At 52.2% G+C, this 12,437-nt stretch carries 11 protein-coding genes; 10 read left to right on the plus strand and 1 reads right to left on the minus strand.

All coding sequences use genetic code 11. The features are described from left to right. The first annotated feature begins 151 nt into the window (after window positions 1-151). The 6 genes from ACOJWD_RS00515 to ACOJWD_RS00540 all read left to right on the plus strand — a co-directional run bounded on the left by ACOJWD_RS00515 (window position 152) and on the right by ACOJWD_RS00540 (window position 7,536). Window positions 152-2,434 carry a xanthine dehydrogenase family protein molybdopterin-binding subunit gene (locus tag ACOJWD_RS00515; RefSeq protein WP_486991259.1) on the plus strand — a complete coding sequence of 761 codons (2,283 nt, stop codon included), beginning with the start codon at window positions 152-154 and terminating at the stop codon, window positions 2,432-2,434. Next, on the plus strand, window positions 2,431-3,285 hold the full coding sequence (locus tag ACOJWD_RS00520; protein ID WP_486991260.1) for an FAD binding domain-containing protein: 855 nt from the start codon (window positions 2,431-2,433) through the stop codon (window positions 3,283-3,285). The genes ACOJWD_RS00515 and ACOJWD_RS00520 overlap by 4 nt, the downstream gene beginning before the upstream one ends. Before the next feature lie 24 nt (window positions 3,286-3,309). Further along, window positions 3,310-3,807, plus strand: a complete 498-nt coding sequence (locus ACOJWD_RS00525) for a (2Fe-2S)-binding protein (RefSeq protein WP_486991261.1) — start codon at window positions 3,310-3,312, stop codon at window positions 3,805-3,807. Continuing rightward, window positions 3,785-5,794, plus strand: a complete 2,010-nt coding sequence (locus ACOJWD_RS00530; protein ID WP_486991262.1) for a prolyl oligopeptidase family serine peptidase — start codon at window positions 3,785-3,787, stop codon at window positions 5,792-5,794. Before ACOJWD_RS00525 ends, ACOJWD_RS00530 begins: the two co-directional genes overlap by 23 nt. Before the next feature lie 170 nt (window positions 5,795-5,964). Beyond that, window positions 5,965-7,287 (plus strand): NRAMP family divalent metal transporter, encoded by a 1,323-nt coding sequence (locus ACOJWD_RS00535; protein ID WP_486991263.1) that lies wholly within the window; start codon window positions 5,965-5,967, stop codon window positions 7,285-7,287. Between the two features lie 21 nt (window positions 7,288-7,308). Further along, window positions 7,309-7,536 carry a hypothetical protein gene (locus ACOJWD_RS00540; protein ID WP_486991264.1) on the plus strand — a complete coding sequence of 76 codons (228 nt, stop codon included), beginning with the start codon at window positions 7,309-7,311 and terminating at the stop codon, window positions 7,534-7,536. A gap of 60 nt (window positions 7,537-7,596) precedes the next feature. Here the strand turns inward: ACOJWD_RS00540 and ACOJWD_RS00545 are convergent, their stop codons facing one another. Beyond that, window positions 7,597-8,013 (minus strand): iron dependent repressor, metal binding and dimerization domain protein, encoded by a 417-nt coding sequence (locus ACOJWD_RS00545; protein WP_486991265.1) that lies wholly within the window; start codon window positions 8,011-8,013, stop codon window positions 7,597-7,599. Between the two features lie 145 nt (window positions 8,014-8,158). Between ACOJWD_RS00545 and ACOJWD_RS00550 the strand changes: the two genes are divergently transcribed. The 4 genes from ACOJWD_RS00550 to ACOJWD_RS00565 all read left to right on the plus strand — a co-directional run bounded on the left by ACOJWD_RS00550 (window position 8,159) and on the right by ACOJWD_RS00565 (window position 12,332). Beyond that, window positions 8,159-8,560 carry a hypothetical protein gene (locus ACOJWD_RS00550; RefSeq protein ID WP_486991266.1) on the plus strand — a complete coding sequence of 134 codons (402 nt, stop codon included), beginning with the start codon at window positions 8,159-8,161 and terminating at the stop codon, window positions 8,558-8,560. After that, on the plus strand, window positions 8,524-9,081 hold the full coding sequence (locus tag ACOJWD_RS00555; protein WP_486991267.1) for a hypothetical protein: 558 nt from the start codon (window positions 8,524-8,526) through the stop codon (window positions 9,079-9,081). Before ACOJWD_RS00550 ends, ACOJWD_RS00555 begins: the two co-directional genes overlap by 37 nt. A 123-nt stretch (window positions 9,082-9,204) precedes the next feature. Beyond that, the gene (locus ACOJWD_RS00560) at window positions 9,205-9,891 is read left to right on the plus strand and encodes a sulfite exporter TauE/SafE family protein (RefSeq protein WP_486991269.1); all 687 of its coding nucleotides are present in this window, start codon (window positions 9,205-9,207) and stop codon (window positions 9,889-9,891) included. Next, window positions 9,879-12,332 (plus strand): heavy metal translocating P-type ATPase, encoded by a 2,454-nt coding sequence (locus tag ACOJWD_RS00565; RefSeq protein WP_486991268.1) that lies wholly within the window; start codon window positions 9,879-9,881, stop codon window positions 12,330-12,332. The genes ACOJWD_RS00560 and ACOJWD_RS00565 overlap by 13 nt, the downstream gene beginning before the upstream one ends. Window positions 12,333-12,437: the final 105 nt, after the last annotated feature.

Consider the following 12,437-nt stretch of genomic DNA (forward strand, 5'->3'; position numbering starts at 1 on the left):
AGAAGCATTCGCACGGGAGTGAGCAACTCCGCCATTTTGTATCACCTCCTACCCATAACTTCGAACATTGACACGTTTTTTGCAGAATCCCCCATCTCTCGTTTCTCGCCTCCCGCTATAATGGAGAGGAAACCGAAAGTGAGGTGGTCTCATGCCCGGATCTGAAAATCATTGGATTGGTCGTCCTGTACCTCGCGCAGAAGATCTTTTCCTCATTCGTGGACAAGGACGCTATGTGAGCGACATCGAGTTTGATAACCAGTGGACGATGGCCCTGGTACGCTCCCCCCATCCACATGCGCTGATTAAAAGCATTCGTCTCGATAAAGCCAAAGAGCTTGTGGGAGTGCATGCCGTTCTCACTGCCGAATCGTTCGAGCGGCTAAAACAACCCATACCAGGAATGGAGCCGATTGCGCCCACTCCGCTCGCCGATCAGCGGGTACGATATGTCGGCGAACCCATTGTCGCCATTTTGGCGGACAATCGTTACCTCGCTGAAGATGCGATTGAACGCGTCGAAATCTCCTACGAGCCATTGCCAGTACTCACGCAAGCGGAGGATGCGGTATCCAGCGCCACAAAACTTCATCCCGAATTTGGCAGCAATATCCTCGATACCGTGGAATATCAAAGCGGCGACGGAAAGGCCGCTCTAGCCCACGCCGATCATGTCATACGCGCCACGCTGAAGATGGGTCGAGTGTCCGCGCAGCCCATGGAGCCAAGAGGCATTGCGGCCCAGTTTGATCCGAACACGGGTGGGCTTTTGGTATACCATTCCACCCAGTCAGTGCATCGCGCACAAGAACGTATCGCGCAATTACTCCAGCTTGAGAAATCTCAAGTGCATGTCATCGCACCTGATGTTGGCGGAGGATTTGGTGTGAAAAACGGCTCCTATCCCGAAGAAGCCTTAGTATGCTTTTTCGCTCACCATTATCAAAGGGCAATAAAATGGAATGGAGACCGTTTTGAAGAATTTCTCAGTACCTATCAGGAGCGCGAACAGATTCATGATGTGGAATTAGGATTGATGCATGATGGCACCATTGTCGGTATCAGTGATACCTATTATCAAGATAACGGGGCATACCCTGGAGGGGGCGTGCTCGTGTCCCGCACCACCGCGCGCAACATTCCTGGACCGTATCGCATCCCGAACATAGAAATTCACGGGTATGCAGTCATGACCAATAAAGTGCCGCAAGCCCCATATCGGGGGGCTGGTCGCCCTCAAGGACACTATGTCATTGAACGAATGTTAGACCGGGCAGCGGATGCCCTCGGCCTCGATCGCATCGCCATCCGCGAAAAGAATCTCGTCCGGGCCGACGATCTCCCCTATACTGTAGGCATTCCCGATATGATCTACGATTCCGGGAACTTCCCCATCGCCTTTTCCGAAGCGATAGAGAGAATTGACACTGAGACGTTTCGCCGTCGCCAAGAGGAGAGTCTACACAAAGGCCAGCGGCTGGGATTAGGGATCGCCAACTATGTGGAGATTTCGGCTGGATTCGGATTTGAAAATGTGCGGCTCACATTGCAACCCGATGGTGGTATCTTGCTGACTACAGGAGCCACTGGTCAAGGCCAGGGACATCGCACCAGTCTCGCTCAAGTTGCTGCTGAGGCGCTTGACCTTCCCTTGGACCAGATTACGGTCGTCGAAGGTGACACCGGTCAAATAGATAAGGGTATTGGAACCTTTGGTAGCCGCACCATGATCATGGCGGGCAATGCTGCCCGCATCAGTAGTGAGGGGTTTCTCAAGAAGGCAAAGGCTCGGGCCGCCGATCTGTTAGAAGCTCATGTCGATGACATCCTTTGTCAAAGCGGCCGTTTCTTCGTCGAAGGGGTCCCCAGTCTATCGTTAAGTTGGGCGGACCTGGCACGTCATCGCGAGATGGATCATCTTGAACCACTCGCCTATGAAGATTCCTTCACATCGCAAACCCCGACGTATGGGTTCGGATGTCATGCGATTATCGTCAACGTCGATCCGAACACCTGCGATATTCGCATCGAACGCTATGTTATCGTGCACGATGGCGGGACGATTATTAATCCGTTATTGGCTAACGGCCAAGTGATCGGAGGGACGGTGCAGGGATTGGGAACTGCGCTATATGAAGAAATGGTATACAGCCCAGACGGCCAACCACTCACCACATCATTCCTCGATTATCGACTCCCAGGGGCCAATGAAAGTCCTGACATTGAAATCTATCACCAAAATCATGCTGCTCCCAGTAATCCCGGTGGTTACAAAGGGGTGGGGGAAGCGGGCATCATCCCCTCGCAAGCGCTAATCCTATCTGCGGTTGAAGACGCCTTTCGTGATCTGCACTTGAAGTTAAATGTGGCTCCCATTACCCCGGGACGGTTATATCAATCGCTCCAGGAGCTAAAAGGAGGTGACCGCCGGTGAAGCCAGCACCCTTCAGCTACTATCGTCCGGCAACAGTTGATGAAGCACTCCACCAACTGAACCAATACCCTAACGCCAAAATATTGGCCGGAGGGCAAAGTCTAATTCCTATGATGAACATGCGCCTAGCCCATCCTGATGTGCTCATCGATATAAACCAGATACCTGCACTGGGCCAAATACACGACGATCCGTCCCATTTGGTCGTTGGGGCACTAACACGTCATTGGGAACTTGAAGAAAGTCCGCTCATTGAAGCCCATTGCCCGGTTATCGTCGAGGCAGAGCGTCTCATTGCCCACGCCGCCATCCGCACGAGAGGAACCATAGGGGGAAGTTTAGCGCATGCCGATCCCGCAGCCGAACTTCCTGTTCTGGCCCGTTTACTGGACTTTGAATTCATTGTAGAATCTGTAGACGGAATCCGCGCCATCCCGGCTGAGGCGTTTTTCCTCAGTTACTTCATAACCGGTCTCATGCCGAATGAGCTTTTAACCGCAATTCGCATACCTAAGAACCCCTCTGCGTCCGCGCACATTAAGGAATACGCCATCCGCCATGGCGACTTTGCTCTCGTCATCGCCGCTCTATCGATAAGTCTCGATCAGGAACAACATCTGTCCCACTTGAGCATTGCGATTGGCGGTGTGGCGGATATTCCTTGGCGCAATCGAGAACTAGAACAAACGTTTTTGGGCGAAGTATACAGCGACGAGATAGCTCGACGAATCGCTCAAAAAGTGGCTCAAGAACTGAACCCTGTCGATGATTTACATGCAAGTGCAGAGTATCGTCGAAGTCTCGCCGACCATCTCTTGAACGACCTCTTTCGGACCTGTGTCAACCCTTAACTTGAACCCTCAGGAGGCGATGGATTGGATAAAATAACAATCACTGTAAATGGTGAACCCTACAATCTCACAGTCGAGCCACGTTGGCTCTTAGCCGATGTACTGCGTGAAGAGTTGCAGTTAAAAGGCACCCACCTGGGATGTGAACACGGGGTCTGTGGGGCGTGCACGGTCCTAATGAACGGTCGACCCGTGCGTTCCTGCCTCACATTTGCGGTAAGCTGTGATGAAAGCGATATCATTACGGTCGAAGGTCTGGCTACAGAGGACAGCTTGCATCCGATACAAGAAGCCTTTTATGCGGAACATGCTCTGCAATGCGGTTTTTGCACTCCAGGATTTCTTATGACCGCGGTACACTTGTTACGCCAAAATCCCCATCCGACGCGCGAGGAAATTCGCGTCGGTCTATCCGGAAACCTTTGCCGATGTACTGGCTATCAACATATTGTGAATGCCGTAGAGCGTGCGGCAAATTCCACCTACTCAGGAGGTCCCAATGAACTATCCCAAGACGCCTAAGCTACCCATCACGGAAGAAATTTTTGGCCATACCATCATCGACCCCTATCGCTGGCTTGAGGATGGAACCAGCCAGGAGACCCAAAATTGGACCCAATCCCAAATGACCTTTACTCAGTCGGTCATTGCAACCTACCCTGGGCGCGACCAATTGCGCCAACGATTAAAACAACTGCGTGCCATTCCTGACTTAGGATTGCCGCACGGTCGAGGGGAAACCGTCATCTTTCAGCGTCGTGATCCCAATCAAAAACATGCTGTACTCTATGCGGAGCGACATGACCACACCTATATTGTCGCCGATCCCAACCAACTGGGATCAGGGGAACCGATGAATGTGGACTGGGCGGACACCTCCCATGATGGCCGATATGTTCTCTATGGTCTCTCAGAACATGGCAATGAGTGGTCCACTCTCCACATATACGACCTCGCTACTCAGACAACACTGGCTGATCGTATCCCCCGTGCGCGCTATTCGTCGATTGCTTTTGCTCCTGAATCCAAAGGCTTTTACTATACACGCTATCCTCAGCCGGGAGAGGTTCCCACAGGCGATGAATTCTATCTCTCTCGCGTGTTCTATCACGAAATTGGTGAGGACTATCGGAATGATCGACTCATCTTTTCGTCCCCAGATGATAAACGGGCCATGCCACAGCTCACACTCTCTGAAAGTGGACAACATCTGATTATTACGCTGTCCTATGGTTGGACCCGTATGGTCCTCTACCACCTCGACCTCTCACAACCCGGATCCAGCCCCAGAAAAATTTTTGATTTAGGCGAGGTGACCGCGACTCCCTTTTTTAGCGGCGAGCGGCTGTTGGTGTTGACCAACGCTGAGCGCGATTGCGGACAAATTGTCGAACTACACCTTGACCGGGAAGAAATGACTCCGATTATTGTATCGGACGACAAAGAACCGATTATTGATGTAGCAATCGTGGGCGATCGGCTCTTCATCCACAAATTGCACAATGCCGTATCCGTACTGGCCGCCTTCACAACCATGGGAGTCCCTAGCGGCACCATTCCGTTACCAAACTATGCCAGCATCGTGGGGCTAAGTACAGACGATACCCACCTCTATTATGGATATACCGGGTTTTCTATTCCCATGACCATCGAGCAAGTGACGGAAAGCTTACACTCCGCTCTCTGGGCACAAGCTGACACCCCGGATGATAACATTACGGTAAAACAAGAATGGGTGACATCCGATGACGGGACAAGGTTCCCGATGTTTATCGCACACCGCGCCGATTGGACTCCAGATGGTCCTCGCCCCACGGTTCTAAGCGGCTACGGCGGCTTTGCGGTCGCCAATCTTCCCGCCTATTCAGCCTCCATTCGCAGTTTCATTGAACGCGGCGGAGTCTATGCCCTGGCGACCTTGCGGGGCGGCAGTGAATTTGGCGAATCATGGCATCGCGCCGGAATGATGGACCAAAAACAAAACGTGTTTGATGACTTCAAGTCGGCTGCTCACTATCTTATCGCACAGGGATACACCGATTCAGACCATTTAGGTGTTAGCGGGCGTAGCAATGGTGGTCTTCTTACCGGGACCTTTCTTACGCAAAACCCCCACCTTGCGAAGGCGGCCATCGTTGGGGTGCCACTTCTCGACATGGTCCGCTTCCATAAATTCCTGATTGCCGATTTATGGACCCAGGAATACGGGTCGCCAGAAGATGCTGACGCCTTTCAATGGATTTATCGCTATTCACCCTATCATCATGTCGTTCAGGGCGAGTCATATCCGGCAACTTTTCTCTTCACCTCAGAAGAGGACGGACGAGTTGACCCGCTGCATGCGAAAAAAATGGCCGCATTGCTGCAAGCGGCCAACCACGGAGAGTCTCCCATTTTATTGCGAGTACTCGCGCAAGCAGGACATGGAGTGGGAAAGTCCGTTGAACAGTGGCTTGATGAGGAAGCTGATATTTGGACATTTCTCAGCTACCATCTCGGATTGTCGTAAGAGCTCAACTGATACGACTAGCACGTGCCCGGCCAATGCGACCGGGCTTTTTTATTTCTCAGTCAATCGGAGACAATCACCCATCCCCCCTCTCCTGTATATGGTGATATTGCGTATGGGCAATAAACAGAGCCCGGGCTCAAATATCGTCTGAGGGGGAAATGCATACCATGGTAACAAAGCCCTTAAATGAAGAGGAAAAGCACCGCACCCAGGACCGTGTGCGGGTGTTAAGTGCTAAGCGTCAACGACACCGTTTCGCCCTTTTATGGCTACTCATCGGTCCAGGCATATTGGTGATGCTGGGAGAAAATGATGCTCCCTCAATGCTATCCTATGCAGCGACGGGATCGCAGTTCGGCATCGGCTTCTTTCTCCCCTTTGTGGCCTTTACATTTGTGCTCGCCTTTGTGGCTCAAGAAATTACCGTACGACTTGGAGCCGTATCCAAGTCCGGCCACGCAGAGCTCATCTATCGCCGATTTGGCCGCTTTTGGGGTAATTTTGCCATGATTGATCTCTTGGCCACCAATGTCATGACCCTCATCACCGAGTTTGTAGGGGTGGTTGCAGGCGCAGGGTTCTTTGGTATCCCTCCGATCGTGGCCATCGTAGGAGCGCTAGGCATTATTTCCATTGCTGTGCTCTCCAAGCGCTATTGGCGGTGGGAGCGCATTACCATGGCCTTTGCTTTGTTCAATTTAATTTTCATTCCGGTCGCTATTCTCGTCCATCCCAATTGGGGAGCGGTAGGCCACTCTTTTCTCACTTGGCGCCCGTTACCTGGGGGGATCACCGAAAACACCATCATCATTTTACTAGCCGACATCGGAGCGACGATTACCCCGTGGATGCTTTTCTTTCAGCAAGGTGCCGTCTCTGATAAAGGGCTTTCCACCAAGGACATTCGACATGGGCGGCTAGATACCGCGATTGGGGCATTCCTTGCCACCATCACCGCGTCGGCTGCCATCATTGCAACCGCCCCGCTATTCATTCACCACATGAATGCGTCGCAATACGGTACCGCACAATTCGCTCAGGCTCTCATCCCGTATGCTGGGCGATTTGGCTCGACACTATTTGCTCTCGGCATCTTAGAGGCTGGACTGGTCGCCGCTATCACCATCAGCACCTCATCCGCCTACGCATTTGGCGAAGTGACCCGGGTGGCGCATAGCCTCAATCGACCGTTTCAGCAAGCCCGCGGTTTTTATGCCATTTTGCTTCTGGTGGCTGCAGTGAGCGGGGCGATTGTTCTCATTCCCGGGTTTCCACTGGAAATGGTGGTGATTATTGTCAATGTAGTGGCCGTTCTTACCATGCCACCGGCCATTGGTTTCCTCCTCATTTTAGCCAATGACAAGGAAATTATGGGAGTCCATCGTAACAATTGGTTACTGAACATTCTCGGCATTGGGGTGGGAGTGTTTGTGTCAGTAGCAGGCATGTTTTACGCCATCACAGTAATCTTCCCTCACATGAAGTTCTAACCTGAAAGGAGTACAACACTTATGGCAAACGTCGAATCGGTGAACCCATCGCAAAACGAATGGTGGCTTCGCAATGAGGATTTGGTCGAGGAAGCTTTGAGCGAATACCGCACCTCGTTAGCCTCCATTGAAAAGCTGGGCCTAAAACAGTTGAGTCCAGGACTCAAAATCTTAATCTGGGCATTACGTGGGTATGTACTGTTTATGGTCGTCGTGGTCATCATCAATGTGATTCAAACTCTCCATTAAGGTCCTCCGCATGCTACGTATCAAGCGGCACCAAAAGGCGTTCTCGGATAACGAGAGCGCCTATTCCTTGTCTGGATGGGTCAAAAAGAGAGCCCACCAGTCGGGATGCTCATCGATATATACCACTAGTCTTTCTAATTGGTCGAGTCGATGGACATCAAAGTGGTGCTCAATGCCTTCCACAATACGACGCACTTCTGTGGACGTGCCCATTGCTAGGTGCGTCAGCAGGCGCTCCAAAATTTGATGACGAGCATACAATAGTCGTCCTTTTTTTCTTCCTTCGGAAGTAAAGCTAAATCCGCGATAGCGTTCATATGTCAACAATCCCACTTCGTGCAGACGCCGGACCATTTTACTCGCAGACGCCGGACTAATCTGGAGTCGTTCGGCGAGGTCTGTTACCCGCGCATAGCCTTTTTCCTGCGTCAGCACCCAAATGGCTTCCAAATAATCTTCTTGACTCGGGGTAGACATAGATATCCCCTCTTCCTTCTGATCGCGGCTACTCTATCCCTATGCAGATTTTTCCTATCCATGACTCTCTGCACTGGACACGCATTTGGTCGCCCGCCCGAGCTCACAAAATTGGTATAATGGCTCAAGAAAGTAGGGAGAAAATATGGTGCGCTTGAGGGTGTTTTTGCTATCATTGGCGGTCGTACCCGCGATCGCGGCATGCGGGTCCACAACCTCTCCAAATGTCGCTCTGCCACCGCCAACGACGCGGCATCATGCCGTATGGACCATCACCTTGAAATGGGCGACTCCGACTACCGCTTTAAAGGTCTCGTCAGCCGATTTGCGCCTTAATCCGGTTCCGAGACAGGCATCGGTAAGCGGAACGCTGGCCATGAAGGACATGAGTATGCCGCCCGAAACCATGCATTGGCACCAAATAAAGCCAGGCAACTTTTCTGGTTCCGCCATCGCTACGATGGCGGGTCAGTGGTTGCTTCACATTACCATACACGCAGGAGGAACCATGTGGACCGAAACGTACCCCGTCACCGTGAGCAATTAGCCCCGACCAAATGGGGAAGTTGGGTGAATTTTACTATTTCCCTCATACTATTCGCCTTGGCCGTCGTACACACCTGGGCTCAATTAGCCATAGATGCCGATGTGCGAGGATGTGTTGATGTCCACGGCCTTGAATACGTGGTGATCGTACTCGCGGGCATGTTTTTAGGGGTCGCCGCCGGCCCATTCACTGAGCGCTGGGCGTCGCGCATCTCCGCCATCGTGTTTCCCCATTTCGATGAAACCTCACGTCGTCGGCGTGTGAATGCCCTAGCCACCCTATTCATTCTTTTGGGTATGGGCATAGATATTTTTTGGATTGTTCCCTCATTTAATGTATATATTGATATGCATCGTGCGTTACTGGCAGAAGCCGATGTCGTGCTCTATGCCATGGGGGCGCTTTCAGGCGCAGGGTGGTATCTACTGCTCGACCGTCATGCGTGGCTCGGATATGCCATCACGTCCGCGATGGCTCTTATGGTCATTGGCAGTGTGCTAACCACGCACAGTTGGTGTTAGTCCAGCAGGAACCCCTCTACCCTGTGTCGAAGGTAACTTTATTCGATATTACATGGCTTGACCGGATTTGACAGAGAGAAGGAGGCGGAGCCCATAATCGCAGCCTTTGTTGCAGCGCTGGGTGTGGGACTCCTGCAAGGATTCCTACACTGCGCGGGTATGTGTGGCCCTTTTGTATTGGCGTTCAGTTTGGCTCTTCCTAAGAATGAACAACCCTTGAGGAAGACCCTTGCCCTTATTGGCCTCCACAATGGAGGACGCATTCTTGGATTTACAGCGCTCGGGGCTCTCTTTGGTCTCATTGGATCTTTTGTAAACCTGGCCGCAAAGACGGCGGGCTTTGACGGATTTGCTGGCATTTTGGGAGGCGCGCTGATGATTGTCTGGGCCATTGATCAGGCCCGCACCGGACATGGCGCCGCTCGTATTGAACGGTGGTCGCTGATGAACGTGCCATTGGTTCGCCGATGGATGAAAAACTTGCGCACGCAACGCACGGCCACATCCAGTTTTCTTTCTGGATTATTACTAGCAGCTCATCCATGTGGGCTTCTATTTGCGCTCTTATTAACCGCCGCCTCGAGCGGATCGTGGTGGCATGGAGGATTAACCTTGTTGCTGTTTGGTATTGGTACTATTCCTGCAATGGTCAGTGTGGCGCTTGCTGGATTCTATGGTCGTAAGCGCCTCACGGGTCGATGGGCGAGCTACGCAACCGCCTTTCTCATTGGCGCATCTGGCCTCTTGTTTGCGTTGCGAGGTCTTGCCGTCAACGGCATTATCCCGGGAGTGAATCCATGGCTGTTTTAACCACCGCTTGTTATCTTTGTGAACAACCTGTTCTGATTCCCGTTCCAGCCGATGATCATGTCTTTTGCTGCCACGGATGTCGGGAACTGTGGCGTCTTTTGGGCGACGAAGAAGTGGCTCAACTAAAAAGTCAACCTGGGGTGCAATGGGAAGGCGTCCGTACTTCGATGAACGTCCCTCTTCCTGAAATAGCGCCCCCTTTAGCGATGCATCCTCAAAGTGTGACCTTGGCGATAGATGGTATGTGGTGTGCGTCGTGCGCCATCTTAATCGAGCAAGTCCTCGTCAAGTCGCCTGGCGTCTTGGGCGCTCGCATCGACTATGCATCGAGCAGCGCCGAAATTGCCATAGATGGCGCACACACTTCCTCACAGTCGCTCAAAAAAACCATTAGTTCGTTAGGCTACGGTGCCAACGACGTGCAGCACGATCCTGAGGAAACGTTGTCACGCGATCAACTTTTGGTGCGACGATTCGGAATTTCCTTCGCGCTGGCAATGTTTGTCATGATGTTTAGTGTCCCGGTATGGTCCGGTTACTTGCCCACAATGCCGCCCGCTTTTCGTGATTGGTTGGGTTATGGTCTTTTGACCCTATCCACTCCGGTCCTCTTTTGGGGAGGGTGGCCCTTTCTTCGTGGGGCATGGAGTTCACTTATCCATCGCATTCCCACGATGGACCTTCTCATTGCGATTGGCACCCTATCAGCATACTTTTATAGCGTATTTTCCTTAATTTTAGGCAAGCGTTATCTCTATTTCGACACCGCTTCCATGCTGATCGCGTTTCTGCTATTTTCAAAAATCCTTGAGGTCGGCACCCGGAATCGAGCGGGTGGTCTCAACCGCTTGTTAGCTCAACTCAAGCCTCCTCAAGTGAGAAAGCTTCATTCTTCAGGAGAACTTGTAACCGTTCCCGCGGACGACATACGACCGGGCGAGCAAATTGTTGTTTTCCCTGGCGACCGAATTGGGGCTGATGCTACCATTATTCAAGGCGCATCAACGCTGGATGAATCGGTACTGACGGGTGAATCCCTACCCGTGGACAAGTCCCCTGGACAGATGATCTATGCCGGCACCATCAATCATGAAGGACGCCTGATCGCAGAAGTGGTGCGCTTAGCGCAAGAATCCCTTGTCGAACAAATCCAAAGCTATGTCAAATCCGCTCAGGAGGCCCGCGGCCCTTGGCGAACATTTGCCGATCGTACCTTACGAATTTTTGTTCCTTTTGTGTTGCTGTTCGGGTTAGCGACCCTTGGACTGAGCCACTATGTGTTTCATCTGACCTGGGGATTAGCGCTTTTACGCATGACCGCGGTGTTCGTCATAGCCTGTCCTTGTGCGCTGAGCGTCGCGACACCCCTTGCCGTCATGGCCGGTAGCGAACGTCTCAGTCGCTCGGGCATTTTACTCAAAAGTGGCGATGCTATCGAGCGTCTGGCTGCCATCGATACTGTCGTATTCGACAAAACTGGCACCCTCACTTATGGCCGCATGCGCGTCAACGAATGCTGGCCTCCACAGTCCGAAACCTTATTTTGGGCTGCATGTGCCGAAACTGGGTCAGAACATCCCATCGCCCGAGCCGTGATACAGAGGGCCGCTGACGAAGACATTTCTTTGCATGCCGGCGAAGACTTTCAGGCTCTACCCGGTATCGGCATGTCCGCTCGCATTGACGGACACCATGTCGAGGTCATCCGCTTCGATATGGAGGTGTCGCTAAATGCGGATTTAAGAAGAAAGGTCGAGGAATGGCATGCCCACGGCAATACTGTGAGCATCGTTCGCGTGGATGGTGACGTCATCGGAGGGCTGGCGATCGCCGACAGCCTTAGAGAGGACTCTGCCGAAACCATTCGTGAGCTTACAAAACGCCACTACCGTGTCGCTGTCCTATCTGGGGACCATAGCGAAACGTTACGCCACCTCGATTTGGACATGCCTCGAGAAGATCTTTATGGCAGTCAAAAACCCTTAGAGAAAGCTGAGTGGATTGCCACTCAGCAACACCAGGGGCATCACGTGCTCTTTGTTGGAGATGGCATCAATGACTCCCCCGCGTTGGTAAAAGCTGACCTAGGCGTAGCTATGGTAGGCGGATCCGACATCGCCCGAGAGTCCGGACACATGACTCTGACCCGCCCCTCGGTGCATCATATTGTGGATGCCCTCGACCGTGGAAAAATGGTATCTCGCATCATACGGCAAAATCTGATTTGGGCATTTCTCTATAACCTCTTGGCGTTGCCACTAGCCGCGTTTGGATATACAGGACCGCTCATTGCCGCCGCAGCCATGCTGGTATCCAGCGCTTTTGTTTTAGGTAACTCCTTGCGTATCTTAGGGTGGTCTCCGAAACGTTATATTGTCGGGGCCATATCAGTGGCCTTTGTAGGTGGTCTACTCTTTAGTTTAGCATGGTTTGGAATTTAATACTTAAAATCCGCCCATGCTCCCTCTTGCGTGGGTCCACATAGACCTACGATAGAAAGGTGGGCGGATTTCATGACGAGCCATAGATGGGATGCCCTGAAAAAA

Source organism: Sulfobacillus sp. TH-112 (assembly GCF_057473405.1).